General features: G+C 60.7%; 16 protein-coding genes. 8 read left to right on the top strand and 8 right to left on the bottom strand.

From position 1 onward, the window contains the following. Positions 1-15: 15 nt before the first annotated feature. Positions 16-276, top strand: a complete 261-nt coding sequence (locus tag CPH57_RS06565; RefSeq protein WP_069100065.1) for a hypothetical protein — start codon at positions 16-18, stop codon at positions 274-276. A 10-nt stretch (positions 277-286) separates the two neighbouring features. Then, the gene (gene mfd / locus CPH57_RS06560) at positions 287-3,760 is read left to right on the top strand and encodes a transcription-repair coupling factor (RefSeq protein WP_089196953.1); all 3,474 of its coding nucleotides are present in this window, start codon (positions 287-289) and stop codon (positions 3,758-3,760) included. Between the two features lie 34 nt (positions 3,761-3,794). Here mfd and CPH57_RS06555 read toward each other — a convergent pair whose 3' ends face one another. Next, positions 3,795-4,895 (bottom strand): GGDEF domain-containing protein, encoded by a 1,101-nt coding sequence (locus tag CPH57_RS06555; RefSeq protein ID WP_096242156.1) that lies wholly within the window; start codon positions 4,893-4,895, stop codon positions 3,795-3,797. Positions 4,896-5,093: 198 nt separating this feature from the next. Here CPH57_RS06555 and CPH57_RS06550 point away from each other — a divergent pair, with 198 nt between their 5' ends. Continuing rightward, positions 5,094-5,579, top strand: a complete 486-nt coding sequence (locus CPH57_RS06550) for a heme-degrading domain-containing protein (RefSeq protein WP_025302499.1) — start codon at positions 5,094-5,096, stop codon at positions 5,577-5,579. 232 nt (positions 5,580-5,811) lie between these two features. Further along, positions 5,812-7,500 carry a C4-dicarboxylic acid transporter DauA gene (dauA, locus tag CPH57_RS06545; protein ID WP_043141525.1) on the top strand — a complete coding sequence of 563 codons (1,689 nt, stop codon included), beginning with the start codon at positions 5,812-5,814 and terminating at the stop codon, positions 7,498-7,500. Between the two features lie 46 nt (positions 7,501-7,546). Here the strand turns inward: dauA and kdsA are convergent, their stop codons facing one another. From kdsA to hemA, 6 genes are read right to left on the bottom strand one after another with little or no spacing between them, the layout of a single operon-like run. Next, positions 7,547-8,401: a 3-deoxy-8-phosphooctulonate synthase gene (gene kdsA / locus CPH57_RS06540; RefSeq protein ID WP_004941087.1), complete on the bottom strand. Its 855-nt coding sequence runs from the start codon at positions 8,399-8,401 to the stop codon at positions 7,547-7,549. 58 nt (positions 8,402-8,459) lie between these two features. Continuing rightward, positions 8,460-9,269, bottom strand: coding sequence for an invasion regulator SirB1 (gene sirB1, locus CPH57_RS06535; protein ID WP_033646388.1), 810 nt, complete (start codon positions 9,267-9,269; stop codon positions 8,460-8,462). Beyond that, the gene (locus CPH57_RS06530) at positions 9,266-9,664 is read right to left on the bottom strand and encodes a SirB2 family protein (RefSeq protein WP_033642758.1); all 399 of its coding nucleotides are present in this window, start codon (positions 9,662-9,664) and stop codon (positions 9,266-9,268) included. The genes sirB1 and CPH57_RS06530 overlap by 4 nt, the downstream gene beginning before the upstream one ends. Before the next feature lie 44 nt (positions 9,665-9,708). Then, entirely contained in the window at positions 9,709-10,542 is an 834-nt protein-coding gene (gene prmC, locus CPH57_RS06525) for a peptide chain release factor N(5)-glutamine methyltransferase (RefSeq protein WP_096242155.1), read from the bottom strand. Beyond that, complete coding sequence (prfA, locus tag CPH57_RS06520; RefSeq protein ID WP_033642756.1) at positions 10,542-11,627, bottom strand: peptide chain release factor 1; 1,086 nt, start codon at positions 11,625-11,627, stop codon at positions 10,542-10,544. Before prfA ends, prmC begins: the two co-directional genes overlap by 1 nt. Before the next feature lie 31 nt (positions 11,628-11,658). Further along, entirely contained in the window at positions 11,659-12,921 is a 1,263-nt protein-coding gene (hemA, locus tag CPH57_RS06515) for a glutamyl-tRNA reductase (RefSeq protein ID WP_019454778.1), read from the bottom strand. Positions 12,922-13,389: 468 nt separating this feature from the next. Between hemA and lolB the strand changes: the two genes are divergently transcribed. From lolB to prs, 3 genes are all read left to right on the top strand, one after another. Beyond that, complete coding sequence (gene lolB / locus CPH57_RS06510) at positions 13,390-14,013, top strand: lipoprotein insertase outer membrane protein LolB (protein ID WP_096242154.1); 624 nt, start codon at positions 13,390-13,392, stop codon at positions 14,011-14,013. Further along, a complete protein-coding gene (gene ispE, locus CPH57_RS06505) occupies positions 14,010-14,876 on the top strand; it encodes a 4-(cytidine 5'-diphospho)-2-C-methyl-D-erythritol kinase (RefSeq protein WP_096242153.1) in 867 nt (288 codons plus the stop codon). The genes lolB and ispE overlap by 4 nt, the downstream gene beginning before the upstream one ends. 174 nt (positions 14,877-15,050) lie before the next feature. Further along, positions 15,051-15,998, top strand: coding sequence for a ribose-phosphate diphosphokinase (gene prs, locus CPH57_RS06500; protein WP_004941061.1), 948 nt, complete (start codon positions 15,051-15,053; stop codon positions 15,996-15,998). Between the two features lie 185 nt (positions 15,999-16,183). On the opposite strand, the gene ychH is transcribed toward prs, so the two are convergent. Continuing rightward, positions 16,184-16,462, bottom strand: a complete 279-nt coding sequence (ychH, locus tag CPH57_RS06495; protein WP_033642754.1) for a stress-induced protein YchH — start codon at positions 16,460-16,462, stop codon at positions 16,184-16,186. Positions 16,463-16,763: 301 nt separating this feature from the next. On the opposite strand from ychH, the gene pth reads away from it, so the two are divergent. Next, positions 16,764-17,354 (top strand): aminoacyl-tRNA hydrolase, encoded by a 591-nt coding sequence (pth, locus tag CPH57_RS06490; protein WP_004941053.1) that lies wholly within the window; start codon positions 16,764-16,766, stop codon positions 17,352-17,354. Positions 17,355-17,368 lie beyond the last annotated feature (14 nt).

The following is a 17,368-nucleotide window of genomic DNA, read 5'->3' as shown; positions in this document are numbered from 1 at the left end:
TTAAGCAAAGTGATCATGGATAATAAAGGCTCTCCCTCGTTTAGGGAACACCCGAGGGCCTTTTATTGCGTGGCGGCGAAGAGGGAGATGGCGGCAGCTTCGCGCGTTATTTATCCTCAGCCGCAAAAAACAGACGACATTAACCGGTTAAATAACCGGCAGAAAATTGATGGGCAGCGCTTTTTGCTGTGTCAGTTTGCCGGCCGCTGGGCTACTATAAACAGCATAAAGGCGCTGGGTTATCCGTGCCGGGACGCCATCCAACACATTGATTAAAGATACCTGAATGAGCACTTCCGATAGCCGTAACCGTTCCTCATCCCCCCGTTATTCTCTGCCCGATCGCGCGGGCGATCTCCGCCAGCTGGGGCAACTGACCGGCGCGGCCTGCGCCGTGGAGTGCGCCGAGATCGTCGAGCGTCACCCTGGCCCAGTGATGCTGATCGCGCCGGACATGCAAAACGCCCTGCGGCTGCGCGACGAGATCCAGCAGTTCACCGATCAGATGGTGACCACCCTGTCCGACTGGGAAACCCTGCCGTACGACAGCTTCTCGCCGCACCAGGAAATCATCTCCGACCGTTTGTCGAGCCTGTATCACCTGCCGACCATGGCGCGCGGCGTGATCATTCTGCCGGTCAATACCCTGATGCAACGCGTCTGCCCGCACGAATTCCTGCACGGCCATGCGCTGGTGATGAAAAAAGGCCAGCGCCTGTCGCGCGACAAACTGCGCGCGCAGCTGGAACAGGCCGGCTACCGCAGCGTCGATCAGGTGATGGAGCACGGCGAATTCGCCACCCGCGGCGCGCTGCTCGACCTGTATCCAATGGGCAGCGATGAGCCTTACCGCATCGACTTCTTCGATGACGAGATAGACAGCCTGCGCATCTTCGACGTCGACACCCAGCGCACGCTGAGCGAAGTCGAGGCCATCAATCTGTTGCCGGCCCACGAGTTCCCTACCGACAAAAACGCCATCGAGCTGTTCCGCAGCCAGTGGCGCGAGCAGTTTGAGGTGCGTCGCGACGCCGAGCACATCTATCAGCAGGTCAGCAAAAGCGCCTGGCCCGCCGGCATCGAATACTGGCAGCCGCTGTTCTTCAGCCAGCCGCTGCCGTCGCTGTTCAGCTACCTGCCAGCCAATACGCTGATCGTCAACACCGGCGATCTGGAGGGCGCCGCCGAGCGCTTCTGGCAGGACGTCAACCAGCGTTTCGAAAGCCGCCGCGTCGATCCGATGCGCCCGCTGCTGGCGCCGGATACGCTGTGGCTGCGCGTTGACGCACTATTCGGCGAGCTGAAAGCCTGGCCGCGCATCGCGCTGAAAACCGATGAGCTGCCGGCCAAAGCGGGCAATACCAATCTGGATTACCATGCCCTGCCCGATCTGGCGGTGCAGGCGCAGCATAAATCCCCGCTGGATAATCTGCGCCGCTTTATTGAAAGTTTTGACGGCAGCGTGATCTTCTCCGTCGAGAGCGAGGGGCGGCGTGAAACGCTGCAGGATCTGCTCGGCCGCATCAAGCTGGCGCCGGCGCTGATTCAGCGTCTCGATCAGGCGGAAACGGCGGGCCGTTACATGATGGTCGGCGCCGCCGAACACGGCTTCCTCGACGGCCTGCGCCAGCGGGCGCTGATCTGCGAAAGCGATCTGCTCGGCGAGCGCGTCAGCCGCCGCCGACAGGACAACCGGCGCACCATCAACACCGATACCTTGATCCGCAACCTGGCGGAACTGCATCCCGGCCAGCCGGTGGTGCACCTGGAGCACGGCGTGGGCCGCTATGTCGGCCTGACCACGCTGGAAGCCGGCGGCATCAAGGCCGAATACCTGATCCTCTCCTACGCCGGTGAGGACAAACTGTACGTGCCGGTGTCATCGCTGCATCTGATCAGCCGCTACGCCGGCGGCGCGGACGAAAACGCCCCGCTGCACAAACTGGGCGGCGACGCCTGGACGCGCGCGCGGCAGAAAGCCGCCGAGCGGGTGCGCGACGTGGCGGCCGAGCTGCTGGATATTTACGCCCAGCGCGCCGCCAAGGCCGGTTTCGCCTTCAAACACAACCGCGAGCAGTACCAGCTGTTCTGCCAGAGCTTCCCGTTCGAAACCACGCCGGATCAGGAACAGGCGATCAACGCGGTGCTGAGCGACATGTGCCAGCCGCTGGCGATGGATCGCCTGGTGTGCGGCGACGTCGGCTTCGGCAAAACCGAAGTGGCGATGCGCGCCGCCTTCCTGGCGGTGGAAAACGGCAAGCAGGTGGCGGTGCTGGTGCCAACGACGCTGCTGGCGCAGCAGCACTTCGACAACTTCCGCGATCGCTTCGCCACCTGGCCGATCCGCATCGAGATGATGTCGCGCTTCCGCAGCGCCAAAGAGCAGCAACAGGTGCTGGACGACGCGGCCGAAGGCAAAGTGGACATCATCATCGGCACCCACAAACTGCTGCAGAGCGATCTGCGCTGGAAGGATTTGGGGCTGCTGATCGTCGATGAAGAGCACCGCTTTGGCGTACGCCACAAGGAGCGCATCAAGGCGATGCGCGCCGATGTCGATATCCTGACGCTGACCGCCACGCCAATCCCGCGTACGCTGAATATGGCGATGAGCGGCATGCGCGATCTGTCGATCATCGCCACCCCACCGGCGCGCCGGCTGGCGGTGAAGACCTTCGTGCGCGAATACGACAGCCTGGTGGTGCGCGAGGCGATCCTGCGCGAAGTGCTGCGTGGCGGCCAGGTTTACTACCTTTACAACGACGTGGAAAACATCGAGAAAGCGGCGCAGCGTCTGGCTGAGCTGGTGCCGGAAGCGCGCATCGCCATCGGCCACGGCCAGATGCGCGAACGCGATCTGGAACGGGTGATGAACGATTTCCACCACCAGCGCTTCAACGTGCTGGTGTGCACCACCATCATCGAAACCGGCATCGATATCCCCAGCGCCAACACCATTATCATCGAGCGGGCCGATCGCTTCGGCCTGGCGCAGCTGCATCAATTGCGCGGCCGCGTCGGGCGTTCGCACCACCAGGCTTACGCCTATCTGCTGACGCCAAACCCGAAAGCCATGGGCACCGACGCCCATAAACGGCTCGAGGCCATCGCCTCGCTGGAAGACCTCGGCGCCGGTTTTGCGCTGGCGACCCACGATCTGGAGATCCGCGGCGCCGGTGAGCTGCTGGGCGAAGACCAGAGCGGCCAGATGACCACCGTCGGCTTCTCGCTCTACATGGAGCTGCTGGAAAGCGCCGTCGACGCGTTGAAAAACGGCCGCGAACCGTCGCTGGAAGATCTCACCAACAGCCAGACCGAGGTGGAGCTGCGCATGCCGGCGCTGCTGCCGGAAGATTTCATTCCCGACGTCAATACCCGCCTGTCGCTGTATAAGCGCATCGCCAGCGCGAAGAACGACGGTGAGTTGGATGAGCTGAAGGTCGAACTGATCGACCGCTTCGGCCAGCTGCCGGATGCGGCGCGTAACCTGTTGCAGTGCGCAGCGCTGCGGCTTCATGCGCAGAAGCTGGGGATCAAACGCATCGAGAGCAACGAGCGCGGCGGCTTTATCGAGTTCGGCGACAATAACCGCGTCGACCCGGGTTATCTGATCGGCCTGTTGCAGGGCAATCCGCAGGTTTACCGCCTGGATGGCCCGAGCAAGCTGAAGTTCACGCTCGATCTGGCCGATCGCCAGAAACGCCTGACGTTCACCGAAGAGCTGCTGAACGCGTTCCGCGAACACACGCTGGCGGCCTGAACCAACGCTTCCCGCCTGCACGGCGGGAGGCGGCTTATTCGCGCGGAAAACCGGCCCCCAGCGGCGCCAGCTGCATCACGCGGCTGGTCACCACCCGGTTTTTGCCGCTGCGCTTCGCCTCATACAAGGCCTCGTCGGTCATGGCGATCGCCTTGTCCAGCGTCATGCCGGGCAGATACAGCGACACGCCGATCGACAGCGTGATGTGCGCTTCGTCGTGCGCATTCAGCAAAAACGTCGAGCTTTCCACCGCGCTGCGAATGCGCTCCGCCACTCCGCCGATGATCTGCGGATCGTAGCTGGCGGTGATCACCATAAACTCCTCGCCACCGTAGCGCCCGACGAAGTCCTCGTTACGCACGCTGTTTTGCAGCAGCCGACCGACGCTGGCCAGCAGCACGTCGCCGGCCGGATGACCGTAGGTATCATTGATGCTTTTGAAATTATCCAAATCGAGGATCATCAACCCGCACGGGCGGCGCTCGGCGCGCTGCAGCATCAGCTGATAATCGACGCTGGCGCGGTTGTTGATGTGGGTCAGGCTATCGGTCGTGGCGCGCGCGCGCATCGCGAAATAGGCGTAGATATGTCGCTCTTTGAAATTCAGCGCATGATAGCAAATCGCCAGACAGAGCGCCGAAGCCGCCTGGTACAGCAACACATCCGGCCACAGCCCCCTTAGGTCCACCAACAGCCACACCACAACGATGCGATACAGCGCGATGACGCCGATCGTCAGGTAAAACACCCGATGGGATTTCTTCAGCCACACCCGCGACAGCAGCAGCGGCGCGACAATCGAGGCGATGAACAGGTTATCGACGGTGAAGCCGCCGGTCAGTGCCATAGCGAACAGAAAGCTCACCAGCCCACTGACGCCGCCGCCGAAGAACGTCACCAGTATCATCGGGATCATCGCAAAGCTGTAATGTACCTTATCGGTCAACACCAGCCGATCCTGACTCAAATACAGCACCGCCACCCCGGCCAGCAGGCCGAACACGACGCGCTTCCACAGTGCGGAACGGTAGGAAAACGGGGCATTCTTGCTGAGAACGAAATAGCTTACCGACAGCGTGGCATAGGTGATGCAAGCGTCGCTGTAAAGGGTGGAAATGGACGCAATGTAAGTCATAAATAGTCAGCGCGCTCCTCGGGATCGCCAGGGGTAATGTAAAGACGTTGAATAACGCATCCCTGTCGTCTCCGCTTTGGCGGCGGCCATTTTACACAGTCTATTAATAGAGTAGCAGTTCTATCTTATCGCCAAGCCGTCTATCTCACGATGCTCGCTTCAGGCTACTCTGTCCTTTGTATATCGGGGGAGAAACGCATGAATATCGACGATGAACTGCAGGCGCTCAGCGAACAGGAAGCGACGCTGGCCTTTACCCATTTTGACGCCACCACCGCCTGGGAGCTGGGCGCGGCGCTGAAAACCGCCGCCGAGCGACGCGGCCTGAGCATCGCCATCGAAATCCAACTGGCCGGGCAGACGCTGTTTTATTACGCCATGCCGGGCGCCACGCCGGACATCGCCGACTGGGTGCGGCGCAAGCGCAATCTGGTAAACCATTTTCACAAAAGTTCTTACGCCATCGGCCTGCGTCTGCAGCAGCGGCAAACGTCGCTGGAGGAACGTTACGGGCTGAGCGTACGCGACTATTCGGTGCACGGCGGCGCCTTCCCGCTCACCCTGACCGGCCTCGGCTGCGTCGGCAGCATCAGCATTTCCGGCGCGCCGCAGAAGGAAGATCACCAGCTGTTGGTAAGCACTTTAGCCCACTTTCTCGGCTTATCCCTACCCGCCCTGCACTAACCGCCAAAACCTTGATTATTCCTTTCTTTTTCAGCCGCAGAATCTGCGGCTTACTTACCTGTTAACGGCATTTAGCGCCGGATAAAACGACGACACTCTGATTTCCTGTGCCAAATTGACGCAGGTCTGGTAATCCGCTGAACAAAAGGCGTATGGTATCTGTCACGTGACAAGACGGACCTCATCGGGCCCGCCATTCCTTTCACTTTTGAAGATTTGGTACGCACCGTAGATGAAAACGCATGAAATAAACAAAATTCGCCCCTTCAGCGCGCTGATAGACGCCTGCTGGCGGGAACCTTATAGCCTGGCGCGGTTGCTGAAAGACGCCATCGCCGGGGTGACGGTCGGCATTATCGCCATTCCGCTGGCGATGGCGCTGGCGATCGCCAGCGGCGTGCCGCCGCAGTACGGCCTGTATACCGCCGCCATCGCCGGCATCGTCATCGCCGTCAGCGGCGGTTCGCGCTACAGCGTCTCCGGCCCCACCGCCGCCTTCGTGGTGATCCTCTATCCGGTCTCGCAGCAGTTTGGCCTGGCCGGCTTGCTGGTCGCCACGCTGATCTCCGGGGTATTTTTGCTGCTGATGGGGCTGGCGCGCTTTGGCCGGCTGATCGAATACATTCCGCTGCCGGTGACGCTGGGCTTTACCTCCGGCATCGCCATCACCATCGCCACCATGCAGATCAAGGACTTTTTCGGCCTGCAGCTGGCGCACACGCCGGAAAATTACGTTGGCAAGCTGTACGCCCTGCTGCAGGCGCTGCCAACGCTGGATCTCGGCGATACCCTGATCGGCGCCGTGACGCTCTTGATCCTGATCTTCTGGCCCAAGCTCGGCCTGCGGGTGCCCGGCCACCTGCCGGCGCTGCTGGCGGGCACCGCGCTGATGGGGCTGCTGACGCTGTTTGACCACCCGGTGGCGACCATCGGTTCCCGCTTCAGCTACCTGCTGGCCGATGGCAGCAGCGGCCAGGGCATCCCGCCGATCCTGCCGCAGCTGCTGCTGCCCTGGGATCTGCCGGGCGGCGGCGGGCAGCCGTTCACCCTGAGCTGGCAAACCGTTTCCGCCCTGTTGCCGGCGGCATTTTCGATGGCAATGCTCGGCGCGATCGAGTCGCTGCTGTGCGCAGTGGTGCTCGACGGCATGACCGGTAAGAAGCATAACTCGAACAGCGAATTGATCGGCCAGGGCGCGGGCAACATCATCGCGCCGTTCTTCGGCGGCATCACCGCGACCGCCGCAATTGCCCGTTCAGCGGCCAACGTGCGCGCCGGTGCCACCTCACCGGTATCCGCCATCATCCACGCGCTGCTGGTGCTGTTGGCGCTGCTGGTTCTGGCGCCATGGCTCTCTTATCTGCCGCTGGCGGCGATGGCGGCGCTGCTGTTGATGGTCGCCTGGAACATGAGCGAGGCCCACAAGGTGGTTTACCTGCTGCGCCGGGCGCCGAAGGACGACATTCTGGTACTGCTGCTGTGCATGTCGCTGACGGTGCTGTTCGACATGGTGATCGCCATTACCGTGGGCATCGTGTTGGCGTCGCTGCTGTTTATGCGCCGCATCGCCCGCATGACGCGGCTAAGCGAACTGAGCGCCGATGACGGCCGCCTGGTGCTGCGAGTGAATGGCCCGCTGTTCTTCGCCGCCGCCGAGCGCATCTTTACCGAACTGCTGACGCGCAGCGAAAGTTATCGCACGATCGTGCTGCAATGGGATGCGGTGCCGGTGCTCGACGCCGGCGGTCTGAGCGCCCTGCGACGCTTTATCGACGTGTTGCCGGCGGACAAGAAACTGGTGATCACCGACGTGCCGTTCCAGCCGCTGAAAACCCTGGCGCGTGCGCGGGTGCAGCCGATCGAGGGCCGCTTGCAGTTCTACCCGACGCTGCCGGAAGCGCTGGCGGCTACCGGCGCCTAAACGTAAAAAAGCCCGACGAGTCGGGCTTTTTTTTGGCGATGAGCGCTTAGTTGCTGGTATCCAGCTCCGGGAAGCTCTTCACCAGGTCGTCGATGGCTTTCATCTGCGCCAGGAACGGCTCCAGCTTGTCCAGCGGCAGCGCGGACGGGCCGTCGCACTTGGCGTTGTTCGGATCCGGGTGCGCTTCGAGGAACAGCCCTGCCAGGCCAACCGCCATGCCGGCGCGCGCCAGCTCGGCCACCTGAGCGCGACGGCCGCCGGACGCGGCGCCGAACGGATCGCGGGTCTGCAGCGCGTGGGTCACGTCGAAGATTACCGGATGGCCGCCGGTCACGTTCTTCATCACGTTGATGCCCAGCATGTCGACCACCAGGTTGTCATAACCAAAGTTGCTGCCGCGATCGCACAGGATCACCTGGTCGTTGCCGCCTTCTTTGAATTTGTCGACGATGTTGCCCATCTGCCCCGGGCTGACGAACTGCGGCTTCTTGACGTTGATTACCGCGCCGGTTTTCGCCATCGCTTCCACCAGATCGGTCTGACGCGCCAGGAAGGCCGGCAGTTGGATCACGTCAACCACTTCGGAAACCGGCTGCGCCTGCGCCGCTTCGTGAACGTCGGTGATGATTTTCACGCCGAAGGTTTTCTTCAGCTCTTCGAAGATCTTCATCCCTTCTTCCAGGCCCGGACCGCGGTACGAGTGGATGGAAGAACGGTTGGCTTTGTCGAAAGAGGCTTTGAAAACGTAAGGAATGCCCAGTTTTTGCGTCACGGTGACGTAGTGCTCGCAGATGCTCATCGCCAGATCGCGCGATTCCAGCACGTTCATACCGCCAAACAGCACAAACGGCAGGTCGTTTGCTACGTCGATGTCGCCAATGCTAACCACTTTCTGTTTCATGCTTTCGCCTTTGTTAAGGTTGTAACCGTCGCCTTGCAAACTGCACGGAGTCATTGAATTAATGCAGCGTCACCTGTTTCGGCTCAATCGAATGGATCTGCACTTTGATCACTTCGCTGACCGGGTCTTCAGGACACTGCTCGACAAAATAGTTGAGATCGGAAATCGCGATATGGTTGCACTCCAGCTGGGCGTAAATCAGCCCACGATCGCGGATCTCGTACGGATCTTCCGGATCGAAGCACAGCACCGTTTCGCTGGTGCGCAGCGCCATTTCCAACTGCTTTTCTTCCATCAGGGCGGCCTTCAGCGTATCCAGCATCTTGCGCACCACCATGATGTTCTCGGATTCGTCGAGATCGTCGTCTTCCAGCTCGGCGCCCAGCCCCAGGTTGCCCTTGATCCACACTTCCAGCTGGTGTTCGCTCAGGGTTTCGCCGTTCAGCGGGTTGATCAGCCACAGCTCTTCATCCAGCCAATCGGCGCGCAGGATCAGCTGAGTGGGGAAAATCACCGGCAGCAGCGGCAAATCCAGCGCGTTGGCGATATGCAGGAAGATGGTGCCGAGCGAAACCGGCGTGCCCTGCCGCCCCTCCAGCACCTTATCCAGCCAGATGGCGTCCGACAGGCGATAGACGCCGCTGGCGCCGCCGAATCCCCAGGTTTTGTAGAACAGTTCGATGAGCGCATCCAGTTGCTGCTCCTGTGTGATGTCGGCCGGCACCGCCGCGCGCGCTTCATCCACCAGCTGTTGCAGCTTGCGCTCCACGTCGGCAGCGGGAAAATCGCGCCGCACCGACTGCGACACCAGGATCACCCCTTCGCTCAGCGGCGAGGCGTTAAATTCAAAATCAGCAATGCTACTCATAGGTATCCCATCAGAAACGGTATTTTCGTCGTGGCAAGTTTAATTATCAGATACAGACAGCCCAACGCCAGCACGAACGCCACGGTTCGCAGCCGCTGACTTTTGGTCTTCTTGCCCAATGCGACGTAGCCAAGCAGGATATAGATAATAACGCCAAACAGCTTCTCGGTCAGCCATGAGTCCATACCCAGCAGCGGATAAAACCCGAACGTCACCACCAGCGCGATGCCGCTGACGAACAGCAGCGTGTCGTTCAGGTGCGGCGCTATCTTGACCCAGCGGCGCCCCACGATCGGCGAGCGGCGCCACTGCCAGTAAAAACGCAGCACAAACAAGGTAATACTGATGGCGACCGTCAGCAAATGGAAATGTTTCAACGCGGTGTATGCAGTCATGATGCTCCCTTAGATGGCCCGGACATCGTTATTATGAGGGGCGCTTATCCCGGCCATTGGCCGAGCGTCACACGATCGTTGTCGCCGTAATCACGGTGGGTGGCGACAGCGGAAAATCCGGCGGCCTGCAGCAGCGCGCGCACGCTCTCACCCTGCTGCCAGCCATGTTCCAACAGCAGCCAGCCCTGTGGCTGCAGATAGTGCGGCGCCTGGCGCACGATGGCGGCCAGATCGGCCAACCCGTGCTCGGCGGCCACAAGCGCGCTGCCCGGCTCGAAGCGCACGTCGCCCTGCGACAAATGCGGATCGGCGGCGTCGATATAGGGCGGATTGCTGGCAATCAGCGCGAAGCGTTGCCCGGCCACGGGCGCAAACCAGCTGCCCTGTAAAAATCGAACGTTGTCGATCTTCAGCTTGCGCGCATTGTGCTGCGCCAGCGCGACCGCGTCCGGCTGCACATCGACGCCGATTGCCGAACAATCCGGGCGCTCGCTGGCCAGCGCCAGCGCGATGGCGCCGGTGCCGGTGCCGAGATCGAGGAGGTGGCAGGGTTGCGGCGGCAGGCGCGTCAGCGCCAGTTCCACCAGGCATTCGGTATCCGGGCGCGGGATCAGCGTCGCGGGCGAGACCGACAGCGGCAGCGACCAAAACTCGCGCTCGCCCACCAGATAGGCCACCGGCTCACCGCGTTCGCGGCGCGCCAGCAGCGTCTCCAGCTGCTGTTGCTGCGGCGGCGTCAGCGTGGTTTCGCCGAACGCCATCAGGAAGGTTCTGGCCTTGCCGGTCACGAAACCCAACAGAATTTCCGCGTCACGCCGGGCGCTGTCGCTGTGGGTCAAACGCGCGGCGGCGGTTTTCAGCCAGTGTTGATAGTCCATCACTCTTGCTCGGCGGACAGCGCAGCCAGCTGATCGGCCTGATACTCCTGCACGATCGGCTGGATCAGCATGTCCAGTTTGCCTTCCATCACTTCGTCCAGACGGTAGAGCGTCAGGTTGATGCGGTGGTCAGTCACCCGCCCCTGCGGGAAGTTGTAGGTGCGGTTGCGGTCGGAACGATCGCCGCTACCCAGCAGGTTGCGGCGAGTGGACGCCTCGGCCTGCTGGCGCTTGGCCATCTCGGCGGCGCGAATGCGCGCGCCCAGCACCGACATCGCCTTGGCTTTGTTTTTGTGCTGTGAACGTTCGTCCTGACATTCCACTACGATGCCGGTCGGCAGGTGGGTGATGCGGATCGCCGAGTCGGTGGTGTTAACGTGCTGGCCGCCGGCGCCAGAGGAGCGGAAGGTGTCGATTTTCAGATCGCCCGGGTTGATGTCCGGCAGCTCAGCTTCCGGCACTTCCGGCATCACCGCCACGGTACAGGCGGAGGTGTGGATGCGCCCCTGAGATTCGGTTTCCGGCACGCGCTGCACGCGGTGGCCACCGGATTCAAACTTCAGCTGACCGTACACGCCGTCGCCGGAAACTTTGGCAATGACTTCTTTGAAGCCGCCGTGTTCGCCTTCGTTGGCGCTCATTACCTCGACGCGCCAGCGGCGGCTTTCCGCATAGCGGCTGTACATGCGGAACAGATCGCCGGCGAAGATCGCCGCCTCATCGCCGCCGGTGCCGGCGCGCACTTCGAGGAAGCAGCTGCGCTCATCGTCCGGATCTTTCGGCAGCAACAACACCTGCAGCTGCTGTTCCAGCTCTTCGCTGCTCGCCCGCGCCTGTTTCAGCTCTTCCTGCGCCATCTCGCGCATCTCCGGATCGTCCAGCATCATTTCCGCCGTCTCCAGATCCTCCTGCACCTGACGCCATTCCAGGAAGCAGCGGCTGACATCGGTCAGCTGCGCGTATTCTCGCGACAGCGCGCGGAACCGGTCTTGGTCGGCGATGACGCCGGCATCGCCGAGCAGCGCCTGCACTTCTTCATGGCGCTCTTGTAACGCTTCCAGTTTGGCAACAATAGAAGGCTTCATGCGTGGTAATAAACCCTGTTAATAGAGAAAACTAATGCTGATCCAGCCCGAGGCTGTCGCGTAATAACTGCAACCGCTCCACGTCGCCGTCGCCGGCGGCCTGCTGGAGGGATTTGGTGGGGGCATGAATAAGACGGTTGGTCAGTTTATGGGCCAGCTCGTGAATAACCTGCTCCACGTTGGCGCCCTGCGCGATGGCGGCCAGCGCTTTGGCCTCCATTTCTGCGCGGATCTGGTCGGCCTGCGAACGGTAGTCGCGGATGGTTTCCACCGCGCCCTGCGAACGCAGCCAGGCCATGAAGTTGGTGCTTTCCTGCTGCACGATCGACTCCGCCTGCACCGCCGCCGCTTTGCGCTGCGCCAGGTTGCTTTGAATGATGGCGTGCAGATCGTCCACGCTGTACAGATAGGCGTTGGCCAGTTTGCCGACCTCCGGCTCGATATCGCGCGGTACGGCGATATCCACCAGCAGCATCGGCTGGTTGCGGCGCGCCTTCAGCGCGCGCTCCACCATCCCCTTGCCGATGATCGGCAGCGGGCTGGCGGTGGAACTGATGATGATGTCGGCGTCCGCCAGGCGTTCGTCGATCTCCGGCAGGGTGATCACCTCAGCGCCGACCTCGTCCGCCAGCAGCTGCGCGCGCTCGCGGGTGCGGTTGGCGATGATCATGTGCCGCACTTTGTGTTCGCGCAGGTGGCGCGCCACCAGCTCGATGGTTTCACCGGCGCCCACCAGCAATACGTTGAGATCGGCCAGCGATTCGAAGATCTGCCGCGCCAGCGTACAGGCGGCGAAAGCCACGGAGACCGCGCTGGCGCCGATTTCGGTTTCGGTGCGCACGCGCTTGGCGACGGAGAAGGATTTCTGGAACAGCCGCTCCAGCTCGCCGGACAGCGACTGGCCGCGTTGCGACTCGGCGAAGGCCTTTTTCACCTGGCCGAGGATCTGCGGTTCGCCCAGCACCAGAGAGTCCAACCCGCTGGCCACCCGCATCAGATGGCTGACCGCGTCGTTGCCCTGATGCCAGTACAGGCTTTTCTTCACCTCTTCCGGGCGCAGGTTGTGATACGCGCACAGCCAGGCGACCAGCTGCTCGTGCATGTGTTCTTGTTGCTCTACGCTGAGGTACAGCTCGGTGCGGTTGCAGGTGGACAACACGACGCCGCCCTGCACCAACGGTTGTTGGAGCAAGCTGGTTAGCGCCTCATCGATGGACTCTGGCGAGAAGGTCACCCTTTCACGCAGAGAAACCGGAGCGGTTTTGTGATTTATACCTAACGCCAGCAGGGTCATTGCTTCGAGTAATACTTATCTTGGTACGGGTTCTCGTTGAACGGCATTCTACTTGATGCGCGGGATCAATAAAAGTAACAACCGCATCTTCCGTTCAATCGCTGTCATAGATGACATCAATTAATGAATAAGCAATAAATACAGCAGGATAAATAGTCATAGGGCAGGTTAATTGCTTAAATTTTAGCGCAGTTTGCGATAACGCGCACGCTATTCGGCGTACGCAGCGGCGGCGTTTGCGCAACTCCGGCACCGCTTATCGGGCGCGCCTCCCCCGCCTTCGGCCGATTGTGTTAATCTTAATGGCGACCCCGACGCGCGCGCCGGGTTGGCATTGCGCCGGCAAAAGCGGCAAGATTCAACGCGATGCAGCAAAAAATTGACGCGTCGCCGCCGCCCCGTTAGCGTGAGCGCTGAATCCGGGTTTCGTCGCGCATGCCCGCAAGGACAAAAGGACAAGAGAAAGTTATGCCAATACGCAAAGTTAGTTTGCTCCGTCTGATCCCGCTGGCCAGCCTGGTGCTGGCCGCCTGTACCACCACCAAGCCGACCGGCCCGGCCACCAGCCCAACCTCACCGCAGTGGCGCGCCCATGAGCAGGCGGTGCAACAGCTCAGCACCTATCAGACCCGCGGCTCCTTCGCCTACTTGTCTGATCAGAAAAAAGTCTACGCCCGCTTCTTCTGGCAGCAGTTCTCGCCGGAACGCTACCGCCTGCTGTTGACCAACCCACTGGGCAGCACGGAAATGGATCTCAACGTGCAGAAAAACGTGGTGCAGCTGACCGACAACCAGGGCAAACGCTACGTCAGCGACAACCCGGAAGAGATGATCCGCAAGCTGACCGGCATGGCGATCCCGCTGAACAACCTGCGCCAGTGGATGCTCGGCCTGCCGGGCGAAGCCAGCGATTTTGCGCTGGACGATCAATATCGCCTGAACAAGCTGACCTATCAGCAAGGCGGCCAGACCTGGAAGGTGGATTACCAGGGCTACAGCAACGACGTGCAGCCGACGCTGCCGAACCGTCTGGAGCTACAGCAGGGCGACCAGCGCATCAAGCTGAAGATGGATAACTGGACGCTCAAATGATCCGTCAGTGGCCCTCCCCCGCGAAACTTAACCTGTTTTTGTACATCACCGGCCGTCGTGAAGACGGCTATCACCTGCTGCAGACGCTGTTCCAGTTTTTGGACTACGGCGACACCCTGACCATTGACCCGCGCCCGGACGACCGCATTCACCTGCTGACGCCGGTCGAGGGCGTGCCGGACGAGCAGAACCTGATCGTGCGCGCCGCCCGCATGCTGCAACGCTATTGCAATGAACGCGGCCTGCAGACCGCGCCGCGTGGCGCCGACATCAGCATCGACAAACGCCTGCCGATGGGCGGCGGTTTGGGCGGCGGTTCCTCCAACGCCGCCACCGTGCTGGTGGCGCTGAACGAATTGTGGCGCTGCGGTCTTGGCGACGACCAACTGGCAGAGCTGGGGCTCAGCCTCGGCGCCGACGTGCCGGTGTTCGTGCGCGGCCACGCCGCCTTCGCCGAAGGCATCGGCGAGCGCCTGCAGCCGGCCGAGCCGCAGGAAAAATGGTATCTGGTGGCGCATCCCGGCGTCGGCATCCCGACGCCGGTTATCTTCGGCGACGCCGAATTGAAAAGAAACACCCCGGTTCGCTCCTTAAGTGAGCTGTTGCAGGCGCCGTACGCAAATGATTGCGAACCGATCGCAAGAAAACGTTTTCGCGAGGTTGAACAGCTTCTTTCATGGCTGTTAGAATACGCCCCGTCACGCCTGACTGGCACAGGTGCTTGTGTGTTTGCTGAATTCGACACAGAAATCGCCGCCCGTCAGGTGTTAAATCAAGCCCCGGAGTGGTTGTGTGGTTTTGTAGCGCGCGGCGTTAACGTCTCCCCACTACATCGCATCCGTTCCGGGCGGTTTGAGTCGTAGCTCAACGTTTCGCTGCGCAGGGTCATGCACACCTGGCCCTGTTATCCCTGCGCTGCCTGCGGTCTCAATTTTAGTTTTACATACCCGTATGTATATTGCGCCGGCGTCGCCGACTGCCCCTTGGCGATGTCGCATGACAATATCTTCTCTGGACGCAAGCCTGAGGTTCTTCTCGTGCCTGATATGAAGCTTTTTGCTGGTAACGCCACCCCGGAACTAGCACAACGTATTGCCAACCGTTTGTACACCAGCCTTGGTGACGCCGCTGTAGGTCGTTTTAGCGACGGCGAAGTGAGCGTGCAAATCAACGAAAATGTACGCGGCGGTGATATTTTCATCATCCAGTCCACCTGTGCCCCGACCAACGACAACCTGATGGAACTGGTTGTGATGGTCGACGCCCTGCGTCGCGCCTCCGCAGGTCGTATTACCGCCGTTATCCCTTACTTCGGCTATGCCCGCCAGGATCGCCGCGTGCGTTCCGCGCGTGTGCCAATCACCGCCAAGGTTGTCGCCGATTTCCTCTCCAGCGTAGGGGTTGACCGCGTTCTGACGGTGGATCTGCATGCTGAGCAGATTCAAGGCTTCTTCGACGTACCGGTAGACAACGTGTTCGGCAGCCCGATCCTGCTGGAAGACATGCTGCAGCAAAATCTGGAAAACCCGATCGTGGTTTCTCCGGATATCGGCGGCGTGGTGCGTGCCCGCGCTATCGCCAAACTGCTGAACGACACCGATATGGCCATCATCGACAAACGTCGCCCGCGCGCGAACGTTTCTCAGGTGATGCACATCATCGGTGACGTGGCAGGCCGCGATTGCGTGCTGGTCGACGACATGATCGACACCGGCGGCACCTTGTGTAAAGCGGCTGAAGCGTTGAAAGAACGCGGTGCCAAGCGCGTATTCGCCTACGCGACGCACCCGATCTTCTCCGGCAACGCCGTGGACAACATCAAGAACTCGGTGATTGATGAAGTGATCGTCTGCGACACCATTCCGCTGTCGCCGGAAATCAAGGCACTGAAAAACGTTCGCACTCTGACCCTGTCCGGCATGCTGGCTGAAGCCATCCGCCGCATCAGCAACGAAGAGTCGATCTCTGCGATGTTCGAGCATTGATTCGTCGTCTTTCCGGTGCGGCGCCCACTGCGCCGGAAAGATAGCGAGCCCGACAGCAGAAAAAGAAAAACCCGTTGGTGCGCGAGCAACAACGGGTTTTCTACTTGTAGTCCGACATGACCTCAAACCTTAATGCACGGCAGATGTTCCCTTGCCCTGCTCTTGCTTCCCTTCTGCTTTTTTAATCAATGCGACGAACGATGTTGATCGTTGCGGCACCGTTTATCAAAGTGTTTTACCCACCAGTAGCGATCCGCCACCTGCTCGCGGCCGCCGATACGCGCGCCCACCAGCCACAACAGCGCGCCGACGAAGATGCTCATGATGGCGCCGTGGGCGAAAAATTGCGGTAAATTGAACTGCGATACTTCAGCAAGAATGGAGTATCCGACGCCGCCGATCATCACGACCAGGCCCAGCCCCATAAAAAAGTTGCCCATTCTGTCCGCGTTTCTACGTTTCATATGCCACCTCCATGATTGCCATGTGCCAACCGGGATAACGCTGCAACTTGTTAACCCACTTTGATAAGTTAAGTATAGCCCTTGCTGCGGCAAGGGGATTGCGGAGGCGATCACAAATGGTAAAGAATTATTGACACTTCTTAACACACGGCTGAAAATTAGCGGACAAATTGAATTATTCAGCTAATGAATCATTCGTCTTTGTTACCTGCGACGACGGCGGAGATCGGATTTTGTCATTCGCCGCCCCGACAGGTAGACTAACTCCCTTTCCATTACCCTGATCATAGCGAATCACTCAGTGAGCAGTATTAAATTGATAGTCGGCCTGGCTAACCCGGGCGCGGAATACGCCCAGACGCGCCACAACGCCGGCGCCTGGTACGTCGATCTGCTGGCCCAGCGCCACAATCAGCAGTTGAAAGAAGAGAGCAAGTTCTTTGGCTACACCGCCCGTTTGAACCTGGCGGGCAACGACGTGCGCCTGCTGGTGCCGACCACCTTCATGAACCTGAGCGGCAAAGCGGTGCTGGCGATGGCCAATTTCTACCGCATCGAACCCAACGAGATCCTGGTGGCGCACGACGAGCTGGATCTGCCGCCCGGCGTGGCCAAAATCAAGCTCGGCGGCGGCAACGGCGGCCACAACGGCCTGAAAGACATCCAGAACAAGTTCGGCAACAACCCGAACTTCTACCGCCTGCGCATCGGCATCGGCCATCCGGGCGACAAGAACAAGGTGGTGGGCTTCGTGCTCGGCAAGCCGCCTGCCAGCGAGCAGAAGATGATTGACGAGGCGATCGACGAGTCGCTGCGCTGCACCGAGATGCTGATGAAGGACGGGCTGGAAAAAACCGTTCAGCGCCTGCACAGTTTCAAGGCGCAGGCCTGAACCTTGCCGCAGCG

Source organism: Serratia sp. JKS000199 (genome assembly GCF_900215455.1).
Classification (GTDB): Bacteria; Pseudomonadota; Gammaproteobacteria; order Enterobacterales; family Enterobacteriaceae; genus Serratia; species Serratia ureilytica.
This window is presented reverse-complemented; position numbering and strand designations above follow the sequence as displayed.

Excerpts from the sequence above, each read along its gene's own strand:
- prmC (WP_096242155.1), bottom strand. The coding sequence starts at position 10,542 with ATGGACTATCAACACTGGCTGAAAACCGCCGCCGCGCGTTTGACCCAC.
- lolB (WP_096242154.1), top strand. The coding sequence starts at position 13,390 with ATGCCAATACGCAAAGTTAGTTTGCTCCGTCTGATCCCGCTGGCCAGC.
- prfA (WP_033642756.1), bottom strand. The coding sequence starts at position 11,627 with ATGAAGCCTTCTATTGTTGCCAAACTGGAAGCGTTACAAGAGCGCCAT.
- CPH57_RS06555 (WP_096242156.1), bottom strand. The coding sequence starts at position 4,895 with ATGACTTACATTGCGTCCATTTCCACCCTTTACAGCGACGCTTGCATC.
- ychH (WP_033642754.1), bottom strand. The coding sequence starts at position 16,462 with ATGAAACGTAGAAACGCGGACAGAATGGGCAACTTTTTTATGGGGCTG.
- CPH57_RS06550 (WP_025302499.1), top strand. The coding sequence starts at position 5,094 with ATGAATATCGACGATGAACTGCAGGCGCTCAGCGAACAGGAAGCGACG.
- sirB1 (WP_033646388.1), bottom strand. The coding sequence starts at position 9,269 with ATGAGTAGCATTGCTGATTTTGAATTTAACGCCTCGCCGCTGAGCGAA.
- ispE (WP_096242153.1), top strand. The coding sequence starts at position 14,010 with ATGATCCGTCAGTGGCCCTCCCCCGCGAAACTTAACCTGTTTTTGTAC.
- CPH57_RS06565 (WP_069100065.1), top strand. The coding sequence starts at position 16 with ATGGATAATAAAGGCTCTCCCTCGTTTAGGGAACACCCGAGGGCCTTT.
- CPH57_RS06530 (WP_033642758.1), bottom strand. The coding sequence starts at position 9,664 with ATGACTGCATACACCGCGTTGAAACATTTCCATTTGCTGACGGTCGCC.
- mfd (WP_089196953.1), top strand. The coding sequence starts at position 287 with ATGAGCACTTCCGATAGCCGTAACCGTTCCTCATCCCCCCGTTATTCT.
- kdsA (WP_004941087.1), bottom strand. The coding sequence starts at position 8,401 with ATGAAACAGAAAGTGGTTAGCATTGGCGACATCGACGTAGCAAACGAC.
- dauA (WP_043141525.1), top strand. The coding sequence starts at position 5,812 with ATGAAAACGCATGAAATAAACAAAATTCGCCCCTTCAGCGCGCTGATA.
- hemA (WP_019454778.1), bottom strand. The coding sequence starts at position 12,921 with ATGACCCTGCTGGCGTTAGGTATAAATCACAAAACCGCTCCGGTTTCT.